Annotated in this window: 19 protein-coding genes; 13 read left to right on the top strand and 6 right to left on the bottom strand. The window is 62.9% G+C overall.

The genetic code is table 11. The features are described from left to right. Positions 1–236: 236 nt before the first annotated feature. From FJ974_RS10080 to FJ974_RS10065, 4 genes are all read left to right on the top strand, one after another. Positions 237–770, top strand: coding sequence for a MarR family winged helix-turn-helix transcriptional regulator (locus tag FJ974_RS10080; protein WP_140537232.1), 534 nt, complete (start codon positions 237–239; stop codon positions 768–770). Continuing rightward, complete coding sequence (locus FJ974_RS10075) at positions 757–1,476, top strand: response regulator (RefSeq protein ID WP_140537230.1); 720 nt, start codon at positions 757–759, stop codon at positions 1,474–1,476. Before FJ974_RS10080 ends, FJ974_RS10075 begins: the two co-directional genes overlap by 14 nt. A 149-nt stretch (positions 1,477–1,625) precedes the next feature. After that, a complete protein-coding gene (locus tag FJ974_RS10070; protein WP_140537228.1) occupies positions 1,626–3,041 on the top strand; it encodes an ATP-binding protein in 1,416 nt (471 codons plus the stop codon). A 274-nt stretch (positions 3,042–3,315) separates the two neighbouring features. Further along, complete coding sequence (locus FJ974_RS10065; protein ID WP_140537227.1) at positions 3,316–4,338, top strand: glycosyltransferase family 4 protein; 1,023 nt, start codon at positions 3,316–3,318, stop codon at positions 4,336–4,338. Positions 4,339–4,381: 43 nt separating this feature from the next. Here the strand turns inward: FJ974_RS10065 and FJ974_RS10060 are convergent, their stop codons facing one another. The 4 genes from FJ974_RS10060 to FJ974_RS10045 form a co-directional block, all read right to left on the bottom strand. Then, a complete protein-coding gene (locus FJ974_RS10060; RefSeq protein ID WP_181177248.1) occupies positions 4,382–4,894 on the bottom strand; it encodes an alpha/beta hydrolase in 513 nt (170 codons plus the stop codon). Positions 4,895–5,051: 157 nt separating this feature from the next. Beyond that, on the bottom strand, positions 5,052–5,411 hold the full coding sequence (locus FJ974_RS10055) for a tRNA-binding protein (RefSeq protein WP_140537224.1): 360 nt from the start codon (positions 5,409–5,411) through the stop codon (positions 5,052–5,054). An 18-nt stretch (positions 5,412–5,429) separates the two neighbouring features. Further along, positions 5,430–5,930, bottom strand: a complete 501-nt coding sequence (locus tag FJ974_RS10050) for a YbjN domain-containing protein (RefSeq protein WP_140537222.1) — start codon at positions 5,928–5,930, stop codon at positions 5,430–5,432. Between the two features lie 315 nt (positions 5,931–6,245). After that, complete coding sequence (locus FJ974_RS10045) at positions 6,246–6,548, bottom strand: accessory factor UbiK family protein (protein ID WP_140537221.1); 303 nt, start codon at positions 6,546–6,548, stop codon at positions 6,246–6,248. Positions 6,549–6,687: 139 nt separating this feature from the next. Between FJ974_RS10045 and FJ974_RS10040 the strand changes: the two genes are divergently transcribed. The 8 genes from FJ974_RS10040 to FJ974_RS10005 all read left to right on the top strand — a co-directional run bounded on the left by FJ974_RS10040 (position 6,688) and on the right by FJ974_RS10005 (position 13,143). Continuing rightward, a complete protein-coding gene (locus FJ974_RS10040; protein WP_140537219.1) occupies positions 6,688–6,948 on the top strand; it encodes a type II toxin-antitoxin system ParD family antitoxin in 261 nt (86 codons plus the stop codon). Between the two features lie 91 nt (positions 6,949–7,039). Then, complete coding sequence (locus tag FJ974_RS10035) at positions 7,040–7,246, top strand: type II toxin-antitoxin system RelE/ParE family toxin (protein ID WP_319023057.1); 207 nt, start codon at positions 7,040–7,042, stop codon at positions 7,244–7,246. Between the two features lie 96 nt (positions 7,247–7,342). Further along, complete coding sequence (gene lgt, locus FJ974_RS10030; protein WP_140537218.1) at positions 7,343–8,227, top strand: prolipoprotein diacylglyceryl transferase; 885 nt, start codon at positions 7,343–7,345, stop codon at positions 8,225–8,227. Beyond that, a complete protein-coding gene (locus FJ974_RS10025; RefSeq protein WP_140537216.1) occupies positions 8,224–9,291 on the top strand; it encodes a class I SAM-dependent methyltransferase in 1,068 nt (355 codons plus the stop codon). The genes lgt and FJ974_RS10025 overlap by 4 nt, the downstream gene beginning before the upstream one ends. Positions 9,292–9,389: 98 nt before the next feature. Continuing rightward, positions 9,390–10,178: a peptidoglycan editing factor PgeF gene (gene pgeF, locus FJ974_RS10020; RefSeq protein WP_140537215.1), complete on the top strand. Its 789-nt coding sequence runs from the start codon at positions 9,390–9,392 to the stop codon at positions 10,176–10,178. Next, positions 10,178–11,329: a M24 family metallopeptidase gene (locus FJ974_RS10015; protein ID WP_140537213.1), complete on the top strand. Its 1,152-nt coding sequence runs from the start codon at positions 10,178–10,180 to the stop codon at positions 11,327–11,329. Before pgeF ends, FJ974_RS10015 begins: the two co-directional genes overlap by 1 nt. Before the next feature lie 55 nt (positions 11,330–11,384). Next, positions 11,385–11,984: a hypothetical protein gene (locus FJ974_RS10010; protein WP_140537212.1), complete on the top strand. Its 600-nt coding sequence runs from the start codon at positions 11,385–11,387 to the stop codon at positions 11,982–11,984. A 223-nt stretch (positions 11,985–12,207) separates the two neighbouring features. Further along, positions 12,208–13,143: a ribose-phosphate pyrophosphokinase gene (locus FJ974_RS10005; protein ID WP_140537210.1), complete on the top strand. Its 936-nt coding sequence runs from the start codon at positions 12,208–12,210 to the stop codon at positions 13,141–13,143. Between the two features lie 32 nt (positions 13,144–13,175). Here the strand turns inward: FJ974_RS10005 and FJ974_RS10000 are convergent, their stop codons facing one another. After that, complete coding sequence (locus FJ974_RS10000; RefSeq protein WP_140537209.1) at positions 13,176–14,018, bottom strand: AraC family transcriptional regulator; 843 nt, start codon at positions 14,016–14,018, stop codon at positions 13,176–13,178. 112 nt (positions 14,019–14,130) lie between these two features. On the opposite strand from FJ974_RS10000, the gene FJ974_RS09995 reads away from it, so the two are divergent. Continuing rightward, the gene (locus FJ974_RS09995; RefSeq protein ID WP_181177247.1) at positions 14,131–15,372 is read left to right on the top strand and encodes an MFS transporter; all 1,242 of its coding nucleotides are present in this window, start codon (positions 14,131–14,133) and stop codon (positions 15,370–15,372) included. Between the two features lie 76 nt (positions 15,373–15,448). Here the strand turns inward: FJ974_RS09995 and FJ974_RS09990 are convergent, their stop codons facing one another. Continuing rightward, positions 15,449–16,312, bottom strand: coding sequence for an alpha/beta fold hydrolase (locus FJ974_RS09990; RefSeq protein ID WP_140537206.1), 864 nt, complete (start codon positions 16,310–16,312; stop codon positions 15,449–15,451). Positions 16,313–16,419: the final 107 nt, after the last annotated feature.

Below are 16,419 nucleotides of genomic sequence, written 5' to 3'. Positions count from 1 at the left end.
CGCATATCGTTGTGTCATATAGCGCGTTGCGTCAGCCGCGCCATAGGGCTGGAACGCTGGCGGTGCCTGAAAAAGTAGGCTGATATTCAAGGCATAGCAAACTCAGGAAGTTCCGGAAAAACGGCTCCCTCTTGCCTTTTTGTTCGCAATCCTCCGAAAAGCTTGTCAAAAATTATCGTTGCCGGGAAATTACGTCAATAGTACTGACATAATTTCCCGTTTTGCATGGAGAAGAGATGAGCGATCGAAGCCCTTCCGCCGGACAACCGATCAGGACGGCGGTCACCGACGAGGACGGCATCGACTTCGCCCTCATCGAACTGTTTTTCTTCGCCTATCGCGACTTCACCTCCGATCCCGACCAGATCCTGGCCGACTACGGCTTCGGCCGCGCCCATCACCGGGTGCTGCACTTCGTCAACCGCAGGCCCGGCCTGACGGTTGCCGAACTGCTCGATGTGCTGAAGATCACCAAGCAGAGCCTGGCGCGGGTGCTGAAACAGCTGATCGACACTGATCACATCGTCCAGTTGCAAGGCCCGCGTGATCGCCGCCAGCGCGAGCTCTACCCCACCGCCAAGGGCCGCGCCCTGGCGCTGGCGCTGGCCCGGCCACAGTCGCGCCGCATCCGTGCGGCATTGGAGGATTCCGGAACGGCTGAACGCCCCACGATCGAACGATTCCTGGAAGCGATGGTCAATCCGGAACTAAGAGCGCAGATCGACATTGTGCCTGCGCAAACATCGGGGAAGAACCATGGAGACCATTGAGAGGGTTGATCATCCGGCAGCACCCGACGATGACGCGCCGCATCTGCTGGTCGTCGATGACGACACCCGCATCCGCAACCTGCTCAGGCAGTATCTGTCCGAAAACGGCTTTCGCGTCACCGTCGCCGGCAATTCGAACGAGGCCCGCCGCAAACTCGCCGGGCTCGATTTCGACATGCTGGTGCTCGATGTCATGATGCCCGGCGAAACCGGCGTCGACCTCACCAAGGCGCTGCGGGCCGAGAAGAACGTGCCGATCCTGATGCTGACGGCGCTGTCTGAAACCGACAGCCGCATCGATGGGCTGGAGGCCGGCGCCGACGACTATTTGCCAAAGCCGTTCGACCCGCGCGAGCTTATCCTGCGCATCAACAATATCCTGCGCCGCGGCGGCCCGGCGTCGACGCCCAAGGTCGAGCAGTTGGTGTTCGGCCCTTATACATTCCAGATCGCCAAGCGCGAATTGAAACGTGGCGGCGAGGCGCTGAAGCTGACCGACCGCGAGCAGGAGATCCTGGCGATCTTCGCCGCTCGCGCCGGCGAAACCATCCCGCGCCACGAACTCGTCGGCGATGAATCGGACGTCGGCGAGCGCACCATCGATGTCCAGATCAATCGGCTACGCCGCAAGATCGAGCGCGATCCGTCCAATCCGGTCTGGCTGCAGACGGTGCGCGGTATTGGGTATCGGCTCAGCGTGGAATAAACTGTTTGCGAAGGCCTTGGAGCATGGTCCCGAAAAGTGGATATCGTTTTTTCGGAAAACATGCTCGAACAAAGAGTTAGATCAGGATGTCGGCTCAGCGAAACGTCATCCTGGTGTAACTTAACGGCCATCGACCAGCGGAAAGGCGAATGGCGACCACGCAACTGGAACAACCGGGAGGGGGCCGCCGCGGCGATATCGCCATGCGCACGCTGCGGGCGATGCCGCGCGCCTGGAACCGGTTCTGGCGCCTTGTCGCGCTCTATATGCCGAAGCGGCTCTACGCGCGCTCGCTGATCATCGTCATCGCGCCGATGATCCTTTTGCAGTCGGTCGTCGCCTTCGTCTTCATGGAGCGCCACTGGCAGACTGTCACCCAGCGCCTGTCGCAGGCCACCATCAGCGACATCGCCGCCATCATCGACATGATGGAGACCTATCCGCACGACGCCGACTACGCCAACATCATCCGCATCGCCCAGGACCGCATGCAGCTGAAGGTCGACCTGCTGCCGCCCGATCCGCTGCCGCCGCCTGGTCCAAAACCGTTCTTCTCCATTCTCGACGAGGCCTTGTCGTCGGAGATCACCAGGCAGATCAACCGTCCGTTCTGGATCGACACGGTCGGCAATTCCAACATCGTCGAAGTGCGTATCCAGCTGGAAGGCAAGGTGCTGCGCGTCTTCGTGCGCCGCAGCCAGGCCTACGCGTCCAATACCCACATCTTCCTGATGTGGATGGTAGGCACCTCGCTGGTGCTTTTGATGATCGCCATCCCATTTCTGCGCAACCAGATCCGCCCTATCCTGACGCTTGCCGAGGCTGCCGAAAGCTTCGGCAAGGGCCGGCCGATGCCTCGCGATTTCCGCCCGCGCGGCGCCGAAGAGGTGCGCCGCGCCGGCTTTGCCTTCATCCAGATGCGCGAGCGTATCGAGCGCCAGATCGAGCAGCGCACCGCCATGCTGACCGGTGTCAGCCATGATCTCAGGACCATTCTAACCCGCTTCAAGCTGCAGCTGGCGCTAGCCGGCGGCAAGTCGGAAACCAAAGTCGCCCTCAACCAGGACATCGACGACATGCAATCGATGCTGGAGGGCTATCTCTCCTTTGCCCGCGGCGAGGCGGCGGAAGACACCGGCCGCTTCGATCTCGATGCCTATTTCCAGAAGCTTGGCGAGGAAGCGCAGCTGCGAAAATGCAGGCTCTCGACCACGCTGACCGGCGATCCGACGGTGCATGTGCGGCCGAACGCCTTTGCCAGGCTGCTGTCCAACATCATCGGCAACGCCTTCCGCTATGCCAAGACGGTAGAGGTCCATGCCAACCACGGCCGCGGCTCGCTGACCGTCACCATCGATGACGACGGTCCGGGCATTGCCCCCGATAAACGCGAAGAGGTGTTCAAACCCTTCCTGCGGCTCGACGAGGCGCGCAACCTCGATGCCAGCGGCACCGGCCTTGGCCTCTCCATCGCGCGCGACATTGCCCGCAGCCACGGCGGCGACATCACGCTGGAGGACAGTCCGCTTGGCGGCCTGCGCGCCATGATCAAGGTTCCCGCTTGACCGGAGTGTGATCGCGAACCGGAGGTCAGCGCAGCAAAAAGCGGGAACCGGTTTTCAAAAAGATCATGCTCCAGCAGATATTGCTTCATCCGCCCGTCATGAAAAAATGGTCAAGAGCGCGCATGAAGCGCGCGACCCAGTTCGATTCGGCCCTGCCGCCTTGCTTCGATCCGGTGCCCGCGCGGGTGCGCTGGAGCGAAGCGAGAACTGCCGGCCGGTCGCCGTTCCGCCACCGCAGGGGCGCCGCCAGGAGCCTTTCCAGCAAAGGACCGCCATGCACATCCTGATGGTCACCGACGCCTGGCGGCCGCAGGTCAATGGTGTCGTCCACACGCTGGAGCGGCTCACCGAAACGCTGAAATCCCTCGACGTCGAGCTCGACTTCCTGACGCCGAACATCTTCCGCACCTTGCCGATGCCGACCTATCCGGATATCCGCCTGGCGCTGACGACGCCCGGCCATGTCGCGCGGCTGATCGAGGCCCGCAAGGCCGATCATGTCCACATCGTCACCGAGGGTCCGCTCGGCATCATGGCGCGCCGCTATTGCCGCAAGGTCAGCCGCCCCTTCACCACCAGCTACCACACGCGCTTTCCCGAATATCTCAGCGCCCGCCTGCCGGTGCCGGAGAGCTGGGCCTATAACTGGCTGCGCGACTTCCACAATTCCGGACAGGGCACGCTGGTCGCAACCCAGTCGCTGGCGGACGACCTCGCCTCGCGCGGCTTCAAAAAGCTCAGGCCCTGGACGCGAGGCGTCGACACCGACCATTTCCGGCCGGACAAGCGCAAGGACACGAGCTTCTCGCGCCCGGTCTTCCTGTGCGTCGGCCGCGTCGCCATCGAAAAGAACCTGACCGCCTTCCTCGATCTCGACCTGCCCGGCAGCAAGGTGGTCGTCGGCGAAGGGCCGGAATTGGCCAGGCTCAAGGCGCGCTACTCGGACGTCCACTTTCTCGGCCATCGTCCGAATGACGAACTGGCGGAGATCTACGCTTCGGCCGACGTCTTCGTCTTCCCGAGCCGCACCGACACTTTCGGCAACGTCATCATCGAGGCGCTGGCCAGCGGCACGCCGGTGGCCGCCTATCCGGTGACCGGGCCGATCGACATTGTCGGCGACGGCGTCGGCGGCGCGGTTTCAAACGACCTGCGCGAGGCGGCGCTTGCCGCTCTCAACGTCGACCGCGCCGAGGCACGTCAGCGCGCCATGCGCTACAGCTGGAAGGCCTGTGCGGAAATGTTCCTCGACTGCGTCGAGGAAGCGCTGGGGATGCCGCGCAAACTGGCGGCCTGATCCCTAACCCCGGCGAGCGTCGGGCTGCTGTCACCCGAATTGTTCAACGTATTATCACCTGAAGCCACCCGCTCGCAATTCGCCTGTCCTCGGCGGTGATCGAATGGCCAACCGGCAATACATGATGGGTCACGAGCGCCCCGGCACCGGCCAGCCGCCCAGCCAGTCGCAAGCCATCGCCCGGCGATCTGCGGCCGTCCCTGTTTCCGTCAACGATCAGCACCGGGGTTCTATCCAGGCGGTGCGGGAGATCGTGAGAGAACGGGGAAAGGGGGCGAAACAGGACCGCCGCCGCCAACAGGCTAGGATGGGTCAACAGCAAGGCTGCTGCCATGATCGCGCCGTTGGAAAAGCCGATAGCTATGGGCCGTCTGCCGAAGTTGTAGCGGCCGCAGGCCGCGTCGATAAATTCCGCCAACCCAGGCGCCCTGTCTGCAATATCCGCCTCGTCCACCCGGCGATCTGGAAAACGATGGAAGAACGCATATCCCTCGTCCATGGCAACTGTGCCGCGGATGCCAAGCTTCGCCGCCCCTGGTGCCAGTTCACCGGCCAAGGGCATGAGATCGAATTCGTTGCCGCTAGACCCATGCAGCAGAACGAGCGGCGCCCTGATTGAGTCAGTGCCTGGAAGGAAGCAGTGAGTGTGTGTCGGGTCAGGCACTGCAGCAAGACCGCCGTTCTATGAAAGACGAATTGACCTTTGGCCCAGCCTAAAACAGACGCCCGCCGTCCGGCACCTTACGCTCGATGGCGCCGAGCACCACGGCGCCTTCCTCGTCCGGAAAGCCGAGCGTCAGCACTTCCGACATGAACGGGCCGATCTGGCGCGGCGGGAAATTGACCACGGCAAAGACCTGCCGTCCGATCAGCGTTTCCGGCGCGTAGTATTTGGTGATCTGCGCCGATGACTTCTTAACCCCGATCACCGGGCCGAAATCGATCTTCAGCTTGAACGCCGGCTTGCGTGCCTCGGGAAACGATTCGGCTTCGATGATCGTGCCGGCGCGGATGTCGACACGGTCGAAATCGGCAAAGCTGATCTCGGGCTTGCGCTCGCTGCTCGAACTCATCGGCAATATCGGTTTGGTTCAGGCGTTCCCATGGGTCTCAAAGAGCACGCTGGAGAGCGCGTCCTTGGCCGATGTACCCGACCAGACGACGAACTGGAAGGCCTGGAAATAGCATTCGCAGGCCTCCAACGCCGAGGACAGAAGCACCTCGACCTGCTGGCTCGACGGCTCGACGCCGCCGGCAAGCAGCAGCGACTGGCGGAACATGATCGCGCCCTCCTGCTCCCACAGGTCAAAATGGCCGAACAGCATCTGCTCGTTGATCAGCGACAGCAGCCGCATCACTTCCAGCGTGCGCGCGTCCGGCACCTTGATGTCGAAGGCGCAGGCCAGGTGCAGCGCCTCGAAATCCTCCATCCAGGAGAAGGAGACATGATAGTCGGTCCAGCTGCCGGCCACCGAAATCGAAATCTCGTCGTCGCCGACGCGCTCGAAGGACCAGTCATTGTTGTGGGCCACCTGCTCAATGACATCCACGGGATGGATTTCGCGGGAGAATTCGAGTTCGAGAAGTTCCATGGATGCTTCCTGTGTTCAGGGGAGCGCCACACGCTCCGCGGGGCACACACGACGAACAATCTTGTCTAGAACTCGGACGGCCAGGAACTTCTCAACGCAAAAGACCCAGACCGGACCCACCGCCCGGCGCATGATCCCTGCTCCGAATCATGCAACAAATTCAGTCTATTGATCGGGAGTCGCGTGACCAGCCCAATTTTTCGCACTGCGTCATTCGCATGTGGAAAGGCGCTGTCACAAAGATTCATGCAATGCCGTTAAGCGATTCACGGCAAAGCGATTTTCCGGCTCGCGCTTTGTGGAAAAGTTTAACGATTATTTTTTTGTTTTTGGCTTCGCAGCGGCCGCCGGTGCGGTCTCGCCGGTCAATTCGGCGATCTTCGCCTCGAGCATCTCGATGCGCGCCGCAAGCACGATATTGTCTTCCCTCGCCTTAACGGCCATTTCACGCGCGGCCTCGAACTCCTCGCGCTGCACCACATCCATCGAATTGAGCAGGCGCTCGGCCTGACCCCGGAAGGCCGTTTCCATCTCGCGCCGCACCCCTTGCGCGGCGCCGGCGGCGTCGGTCATCAGCTTGGCGAACTCATCGAGAATGCGGTTCGGTCCGTTCGACATGGCAGATCCTCGCTTGCTGAATTTGACGTAGTGGCGCGCGACGCGGAATGCAAGCGTGTCTGATGCGACCTGTCATCTGCACTAGCCTGTTGGCCCAATAACTATTATTATACCGCGAAAACTTGCAAGGAGCACCACCATGGCCATCAGCGCAGATCTAGGTCATCGTCTGGAGGATGTTGTGAACCGGCTGGTTAGTACCGGCCGCTATAATTCGAAAAGCGAAGTGCTGCGCGAGGGGGTTCGTCTGGTTGAAGAGCGAGAGAAGCGACTTGCTTCGCTTGACGCCGCGCTTGCCAGAGGCATTGCCGATGCCGATGCAGGACGCACTGAGCCAGCTGAGGATGTGTTTGCTCGCTTGGAAGCCAAATACAAAGCGATGGCCGAGAAGATCAGGTGAGGCGCCTGGTCTTCGCCAGAGAGGCCGTGGCAAACCTTGAGGCCTTGGCGACCACATCGCCGGCGACAACCCGGTCCGGGCTGCCACCTTTGTGCAGGAATTGCGCAGCGCTTGCACGGAGCTGCGCGCCATGCCGGAGCGCTGTCCGCTGATACCACGCCACCAATCTTCCGGCATCCGACGCAGGGTGTACGGTAGCTATTTGATTTTCTTTCGCGTCAGCTCGGACGCTATCGAAATCTTGCATATCCTTCACGGCGCAATGGATTACGAGCAGATTCTGTTTCCCGAGACCTGATCAAGCCGCTTGCGCTGGGCGCTAAACCTGCCTTGACCCTGCCAAAACCCTGCCGCATGGTCCGCGCCCGAACATGACCGCGCCTGGGAGATCCTGTTGAGCGAACATTTCCTGCTGCCGCTGGCCTCCCTGTCTTTTCCCAACATAGACCCGGTCCTCGTCCATATCGGGCCGCTGGCGGTGCACTGGTACGGGATCGGCTACATCATCGGCATTCTGTTTGCCTGGTGGTATGCCAGGCGGCTCGTCACCAATCCGAAGCTCTGGCCGGACGGCAATCTGCCGATGAAGCCCGAGGATCTCGACGATTTCATCGTCTGGGCGGCGGCCGGCGTGGTGCTCGGCGGACGCATCGGTTACATCCTGTTCTATGACTTGCCGCGCTATATCGCGCACCCGCTCGATATCTTCGCCGTCTGGCAAGGCGGCATGTCCTTCCATGGCGGCCTGCTCGGCGTCATCCTGGGCATGACCCTGTTTTCGCTCAAGCGCGGCATACACACCTGGACGCTGTTCGACGTGGTCGCGGCCGGCGTGCCGGTCGGCCTCGGCCTGGTGCGCGTCGCCAATTTCGTCAATGCCGAGCTCTGGGGCAGGCCGACCGACATGCCGTGGGGCGTCGTCTTCTGCAACGATCGGATCCAGCAGGCGCTGGGGAATTGTCCCGCCGGCATGGATCCGCGCCATCCCAGCCAGCTCTATGAGGCGCTGCTCGAAGGCCTCGTGCTGTTCCTGGTGCTGCGCTTTCTCACCCATTCGCGCCTCAAGCTGAAGACGCCGCGCTTCGTCGGCGGCGCCTTCATCTGCGGCTATGGCCTGTCGCGCATCTTCGTCGAGTTCTTCCGCGAGCCCGACCACCAGCTCGGCTATCTGTTCGGCGGCTGGCTGACCATGGGCATGATCCTGTCTTCGCCGATGGTGCTCGCCGGCATCTGGGCGATGGCCACGGCAAAGCCGGTGACGCAGCCACAGGCCGCATGACCCGGCTCAAGGACCGCATCGTCGACCTGATCGGCGCGGTGGGGCCGATCCCCGTCAGCGAATACATGGCGCTCTGCCTGTTCGATCCAGAGCATGGGTATTATACGACGCGCGAGCCGTTCGGCGCCGCCGGCGACTTCGTCACGGCGCCGGAGATCAGCCAGATGTTCGGCGAACTTGTCGCTGTCTGGCTCTACCAGGCCTGGCAGGATGCGGGCAGCCCGCTTCCGGTCACCATCGCCGAGATCGGCCCCGGCCGCGGCACGCTGATGAAGGACATGCTGCGGACTTTCCAGCGCCTCGACCCGGCGCTCACCGCCGGCGCATCCTTTGCCATGATCGAGACCAGCCCGCGCCTGACGGACATCCAGAAACAAACGCTTGCCGGCCAGGACGTGAAGCCGCACTGGCATCAGACCATTGACACGCTGCCGCAACAGCCGCTCTTTGTCGTCGGCAACGAGTTGTTCGACGCCGTGCCGATCCGCCAATTCATTCGCGCCGGCGAGGGCTGGCGCGAACGGGTGGTCGGCCTCGACGACAACGACAGGCTCGCTTTCTTCGCCGGCGCCGGCTCCGTCGATTCTGCGCTGCTGCCGGCCGACGCGGCCGATGCCCCGCAAGGCGCGATCGCCGAGATAGCGCCGGCCCGCACGGCGCTGATGTCCGCAATTGCCGAACGTATCGCCAGGCCTGGCGGCGCAGGCCTGTTCATCGACTATGGCTATTTGCGGCCGGGCGTGGGCGACACGTTGCAGGCCCTGCGCAGGCACGATCACGAGGATGTGCTGGCCAATCCCGGCGAAGCCGACCTCACCGCTCATGTCGATTTCGCCGCTCTCGCCGCAGCCGTGCTCGCGCATGGGCTGGGCGTGGAACTGACCATGCAGGGCGAATTCCTGCTCGACATGGGTCTGCTCGAGCGCGCCGGCTCATTGGGCGCGGGCGCAGACGCTAAGACACGGCAAGTTATCTCCGACGCCGTCGAACGCCTTGCCGGCCCCGCCGCCATGGGTCAGCTCTTCAAGGTGCTGAAGATCCTGCCGGCGGCGAAAAAGACCTGACATCGCCCGCCGCTCCGTGCAAGCTGGTCCGGCCACTTGCCCGAACTCGCCCCGAACCGCCTTGACGAACCCGCCCCGCGCGGACGACAAACCCAGCCATGCTGAATCAGACCAAACCCGATCCGGTCCGCTCGCCTCTCCTGGAGAAGGCGCAAGGCATTCGCCACGGCTATTTCACCCGCGTCGGCGGCGTCTCCGGCGGCATCTACCAGGGGCTTAACATCGGCACCGGCTCGAACGACGATCAGGCGCTGGTGACCGAGAACCGCCGCCGCGTCGCCGCCTGGATGGGGGTTCCTGCGGATCATCTGCTCACCGCGAACCAGATCCACTCCCCCGATGTCGTTATCGCCAACGAGCCTTTCCCGACGCCTCGCCCCAGGGCCGATGCCATCGTCACCGACCGTGCGGGGATCGCCGTCGGCGCCTCGACGGCCGATTGCGGACCGGTGCTGTTCGCCGATGCCGAGGCGCGCGTCATCGGCGCCGCGCATGCCGGCTGGAAGGGTGCCTTCACCGGCGTGCTCGAGAACACCATTGCAGCCATGGAAGGCCTCGGCGCCCGCCGCGACCGCATCGTCGCCGTGCTCGGCCCCTCGATCGGACCCGACAATTACGAGGTCGGGCCGGAGTTCCTCGCCCGCTTTATCGACGCCGACGCCGGCAATGCGCGTTATTTCAGGCCGTCGGTGAACACCGGCCACTCGATGTTCGACCTCAACCAATATACGGTCGACCGGCTGCGCAAGGCCGGCGTGACGGCCGAGGGGCTCGGCCGCTGCACTTACGCGGAAGAAGATCTTTTCTATTCCTACCGACGCACCACCCACCGCAAGGAAGCGGATTACGGGCGGCAGGTCTCGGCAATCGTTTTGGAGAAAGAATAATGGCGTTGCATTTCGAACGTTCGGAATTCGACGCACGGCGCGACCGGCTGCTGATCGAAATGGCCGAGAAGAAGCTCGACGCCGTGCTTTTGTTTGCGCAGGAGAGCATGTACTGGCTGACGGGATACGACACGTTCGGCTTCTGCTTCTTCCAGTGCCTGGTGGTGAAGGCCGACGGCTCGATGGTGCTGCTCACCCGCTCCGCTGATCTCAGACAAGCACGCCACACCTCGACCATCGACAACATCGTGCTGTGGACCGACCGCCAGGGCGCCAATCCGGCGATCGACCTGCGCAATCTGCTCAACGACCTTGACCTGCTCGGCGCCCGCATCGGCGTCGAATACGATACCCACGGCCTGACCGCCTACAACGGCCGCCGTCTCGACGAGCAGTTGCAGACTTTCGGCCAGATCGCCGATGCGTCGGGGATCGTCGGGCGGCTGCGCCTGTTCAAGAGTCCGGCCGAGATCGCCAAGGCGGAAAAGGCCGCAAATCTCGCCGACGACGCGCTCGATGCGGCGCTGCCGCTGATCAAGCAGGGCGGCGACGAAGGGCTGATCCTGGCGGCCATGCAAGGCGCGGTCTTTGCCGGCGGCGGCGATTATCCCGCAAATGAATACATCATCGGTTCCGGCGCCGATGCCTTGCTCTGCCGCTACAAGGCGGGACGCCGCAAGCTCACCAAGAACGACCAGCTGACGCTCGAATGGGCCGGCGTCTTCCATCATTATCATGCGCCGATGATGCGCACCGTTTTGACCGGCAAGGTGTCGAAACGTCACCAGGAACTGTTCGATGCCTCCCGCGCCGCCCTGCTTGCGGTCGAGAAGGCGATGACGCCCGGCAACACTTTCGGCGACGTCTTCGATGCGCATGCCCGCACGCTCGAAGCGCACAATCTCACCAAGCACCGGCTGAACGCCTGCGGCTATTCGGTCGGCGCCCGCTTCACACCGTCCTGGATGGATATGCCGATGTTCTACCAGGGCAATCCGGAGCCGATCGCGCCCAACATGACGCTGTTCGCACATATGATCATCATGGATTCCGAAACCGAGACGGCGATGACGCTTGGCCGCACTTACCTCACCACGGAATCGCAGCCCAAGCCGCTGTCGCGCCATGATCTCGACTTGATCGTACAGTGAATCCATAATGGCAGGTTCGCGCGGGGGCGTTCGCCGCCAGGGAGTTTTCGGGCAAATGAGACGATCGCAGGTGACGAGCGTGTCATTGTTTGCCGCGCTGGCGCTTGCCGCCTGCACCAACACCAAGGATGTCCTCGACCCTTCGGCGATCAAGCCGCCGGCGAGTTCGGCTCAGCAATTGCCGGCTGCCCAGGGCACGTCGGCTGTCACGTCCCCGACCACGACTTCGCCGGTCTCGACAACGGCAGCTTCAGCGCCGGCGACGCCGGCCCAGACTGCGGCCCTTGCTAGGACCCGGCTGCAGGTAGCGCCGATCGTCGGCGCCTCGGTGGAAGTCGCAGCACCCTTGACGGCGGAATTGCAGACGCGCGCCAAGCAGCGCGGCCTGACTCTCGTCGGCAGCACCGACCAGACACCGACACATGTGATGAAGGGCTATTTCTCGACCATGTCGGAAGGCAAGGACACGACCGTCATCTATGTCTGGGACGTCTACGACCCCGCGGGCAACCGGCTGCATCGCATCAACGGCCAGCAGAAGGCGCCTTCCGTCGGCAGCAGCGAGGGCTGGCCGGCGGTGGCGCCGGCGACGATGCAGGCGATCGCCGACCAGACGATCGACCAGTTTGCCGCCTGGCTCGGCAGCGGCGGCTGAAGCAATTCCAGGAAAAGTGTTTAGCGGTTTTCCGTCCGGAATTGCGACAAGGCAAATAACTGAAAAAACCTGTTGCCGGCTTGCGATGGCGAGAGCGTTTGTTGCGGCTGGCTGAAGGATTCCCGATCACGAGGCTTGCAATACCGGCGCGGGCCGCTAAAAGCCCGCATCAAAGGCTCTTGAGAGTCTGTCCGGTCTCTCCATCCTTCACCAGGAACGGTGCATGAAGCTTTTTGCGGGCAATTCCAACAGGGTGCTGGCCGAAGCGGTCGCTCGCTATCTCAACATCCCGCTCGGTAAGGCCAGCGTCAGGCGCTTCGCCGATCAGGAAATCTTCGTCGAAATCCAGGAAAACGTGCGCGGCGAGGATGTCTTCATCCTGCAGTCGACCTCTTACCCGACCAACGATCATCTGATGGAATTGCTCATCATGATCGACGCCTTCATGCGCTCCTCGGCCAAGCGCATCACCGCGGTCATTCCCTATTTCGGCTACGCCAGGCAGGACCGCCGCGCCTCCGGCCGCACGCCGATCTCGGCCAAGCTCGTCGCCAACATGATTGCCCGCGCCGGCGCCGACCGCGTGCTGACGCTCGATCTCCATGCCGGGCAGATCCAGGGCTTCTTCGACATCCCGACCGACAATCTGTTTTCGGTGCCGGTGATGGCCCGCGACGTGAAAGCGAAGTACAAGCAGCTCGCCAATGTCGTCGTCGTGTCGCCCGACATCGGCGGCGTGGTGCGGGCCCGCGCGCTGGCCAAGCGCTTCGACGCCCAGCTGGCCATCGTCGACAAGCGTCGCGAGCGCCCCGGCGAATCCGAGGTCATGAACATCATCGGCGCCGTGGCCGGCAAGGATTGCCTTTTGATCGACGACATCGTCGATTCCGGCGGCACGCTCTGCAATGCCGCCGATGCGCTGCTTGCCAACGGCGCCACCAGCGTCACCGCCTACATCACGCACGGCGTGCTGTCGGGCGGCGCTGTCGCCCGCATTTGCGGCTCGAAGCTGCAGGAACTGGTGCTGACCGATTCCATCCAGCCGACCCAGGCCGTGCTCGACGCCCCCAACATCCGCGTCATCTCCATCGGCGACCTGATGGGCGAGGCGATCTCGCGCACCGCCACCGAGGAGTCGGTCTCCAGCCTTTTCGATTAAAGCGACGCTTTTTCCCGGCCCGAGCCGGGCCATCAAGATGCCCTCGCCGCCTCGCGGGCGCCGCGCATATAGCCGCGCGGCGAGGTGCCGAGCATGCGCTTGAACATGGTGATGAAGGCCGGCACGCTGTCATAGCCGAGGTCGAGCGCCACCCTGGTGATCGGCTCGCCATCGGCCAGCCGTGGCAGCGCCGCGAACAGACATGCCTGCTGGCGCCATGTCGAGAGCGACAGCCCGGTCTGGCGGTGGAAGGCGCGGGTGAAGGAGCGACGGCTCATCCCCGCGGCATCCGCCCATTCGTCGATCGTCGCATGCGGCGAAGGAGCCGCCACGAAGCGCCGGCAGAGCGCCGCCAGCTTCGGATCCGACGGAAAAGGCAGGCCGAGCGGCCGTTCCGGCAGGTTGGGGATCTCGTGCAGCAACAGACTCATGATTAGTCCGTCGCGCCCTTCCAGCCTACCGCCCTGCGGCAGCTTTTCCGATTCCACGATCAGGCTGTGCATCAGTTCGGTGATGCCGACGACGCGCAGGCCTTCCGGCAGGCCGGCTATGGCATCCGGCATGACATAGACCGAGCGCATCGAGACATCGCCGAGCATCTCGACGGAATGCTCGATGCCGGCCGGGATCCACATCGCATGATCCGGAGGCACCATCCAGCGGCCGTGCTTCGTCGTCACCAGCACAACGCCGACCAGCGCATGCAGCAACTGGCTACGGCTGTGCCGATGCAGCGGCACATGGTAGCCGTCGGGATATTCGGTCGGCAGCGCCACCGCCGGTCCGACAGCCTCCTCCAGCCATTGCCAGCGACTCTCATGCAGCCGTCCGAGCTCGGCGACGTTTCCCCTGAAGATTTCCCGGCCGTGCGGCATTGGATGTGGCCCATTTGCGAAACTATTGGACCAAACCACGAAAGAAGTCGCCCGGCAAGCATCCTATAAGGCTGCCTGCGGCTTGCCGCCAAAAAGACCTCGGAGCATTGCCTTGACCGATACGACTGCCACCTCCGTCGCCACGCCAGCGACGGCGAGCCACACCTCGGCGCAAGCGACGGCCTTCACCGTCATTCTTGCGGTGAGCTTTTGCCATTGCATCAACGACATCATGCAGTCGCTTCTGTCGGCCATCTATCCGTTGCTGAAAGAGAACTACGGTCTCGATTTCTGGCAGATCGGCCTTTTGACCTTCACCTTCCAGGTGACGGCCTCGCTGCTGCAGCCGGTGATCGGTGCGGTCACGGACAAGCGGCCGATGCCCTATTCCCTGCCTTGGGGCATGGCCTCGTCGCTGGTCGGCCTGGTCGTGCTCGCCTATGCCGGCCATTATACCCTGCTTTTGATCGGCGCTTCGCTGATCGGCATCGGCTCGGCGATCTTCCATCCGGAATCCTCGCGCATCGCCCGCTTCGCCTCCGGCGGCCGCTTCGGCCTGGCGCAGTCGCTGTTCCAGGTCGGCGGCAATTTCGGCCAGTCGATGGGTCCGCTGCTGGCTGCCTTCATCGTCGTGCCGTTCGGCCAGACAAGCATTTCCTGGTTCGCTGCCGGTTCGCTGATCGGCATTGTCGTGTTGTGGCAGGTCGGCGGCTGGTACAGCCGCTTGCGTGCCACGCAGGCGAACCGGAAGACCTCCAGTTTCGTCTCGCCCTTTCCGCGCCGCAAAGTGATGTGGGCGCTGGCGGTGCTGACATTGCTGGTGCTGACCAAGAATGCCTACATCGCCTCGCTTTCCAGCTATTTCACCTTCTATGCCATCCATAAGTTCGGCGTTTCGGTGCAGACGAGCCAGGTCATGCTGTTCCTGTTCCTCGGCGCGTCTGCGCTTGGCATCCTGCTCGGCGGGCCGTTCGGCGACCGTTACGGACAGAAGGCGATGATCTGGTTCTCGATCGTCGGCGTGCTGCCGTTCACGCTGGCGCTGCCCTACGCCAATCTGGAATGGACGATGGTGCTCACCGTCATCATCGGCCTGATCCTGTCGTCGGCCTTCTCCAACATCGTCGTATTTGCGCAGGAGCTGGTGCCCGGCCGCGTCGGCACGATAGCCGGCATCTTCTTCGGCTTCGCCTTCGGCATGGGCGGCATCGCCGCCGCGGTGCTCGGCGTCATCGCCGACATGAAAGGCATCGACTTCGTCTTCCAGGTCTGCTCGTACCTGCCGCTGCTCGGCCTGCTGACGGTGTTCCTGCCGAATATGAAGGACGCAAAAAAGCTCCAGGCCGCGAGCTGATAGGCCAGCGTTGGTTGCGACATAAAAAAGGCACCTGCCTGACGGCGGGTGCCTTGTCTATCCAGCTAGGACGACTCTAGGCCTTGAAGAAGGCCAGCAGGTCGGCGTTGATGACGTCGGCGTGGGTCGTGGCCATGCCGTGCGGATAGCCTTTGTAGACTTTGAGCTCGCCCTTCTTGAGCAGCTTGATCGAAAGCAGCGCCGAGTCGGCGATCGGCACGATCTGGTCATCGTCACCATGCATGACCAGCACCGGCACCTCGATCTTCTTGAGGTCCTCGGTGAAGTCGGTTTCCGAGAAGGCCTTGATGCAATCATAGTGCGCCTTGGTGCCGCCCATCATGCCCTGGCGCCACCAATTGTCGATGACGCCTTGCGAGACTTTCGCGTCCGGACGGTTGAAGCCATAGAATGGACCGGCAGGGACATCGCGGAAGAACTGGGCGCGATTGGCCGCCTGGGCGGAGCGGAAGCCGTCGAACACGTCGATCGGCAGACCGCCCGGATTGGCCGGCGTCTTGAGCATGATCGGCGGCACCGCGCCGATCAGCACTGCCTTGGCGACGCGGCCGCCTGAACCATACCGGGCGACATAACGCGCCACTTCCCCGCCACCGGTCGAATGGCCGACATGGATGGCGTTCTTGAGGTCGAGATGCGCAGCGAGCGCGGCGACGTCGGCAGCATAGGTGTCCATCTCGTTGCCGATGTCGGTCTGCGTCGAACGGCCATGGCCGCGACGGTCATGGGCGATGACACGGTAGCCCTGTGCCAGGAAGAACAGCATCTGGGCGTCCCAATCGTCGCTGCTCAAGGGCCAGCCGTGGTGGAAAACGATCGGCTGACCGGTTCCCCAGTCCTTGTAGAAGATCTGCGTTCCGTCCTCGGTGGTGATCGTGCCGCTGCCCGAGCCGGTCTTGGATTGCGAAGCTTCAGTCATCTCCATCTCCTATTATTTTCGCGATAAACAATATCGCGATAATGATATGCGTAACGCGAGCGGAAGGGGTTGTCTATGAAAAAATGTATCACGATAACATTTTCCGT

Source organism: Mesorhizobium sp. B1-1-8, assembly GCF_006442795.2.
Taxonomy (GTDB): Bacteria; Pseudomonadota; Alphaproteobacteria; order Rhizobiales; family Rhizobiaceae; genus Mesorhizobium.
This window is presented reverse-complemented; position numbering and strand designations above follow the sequence as displayed.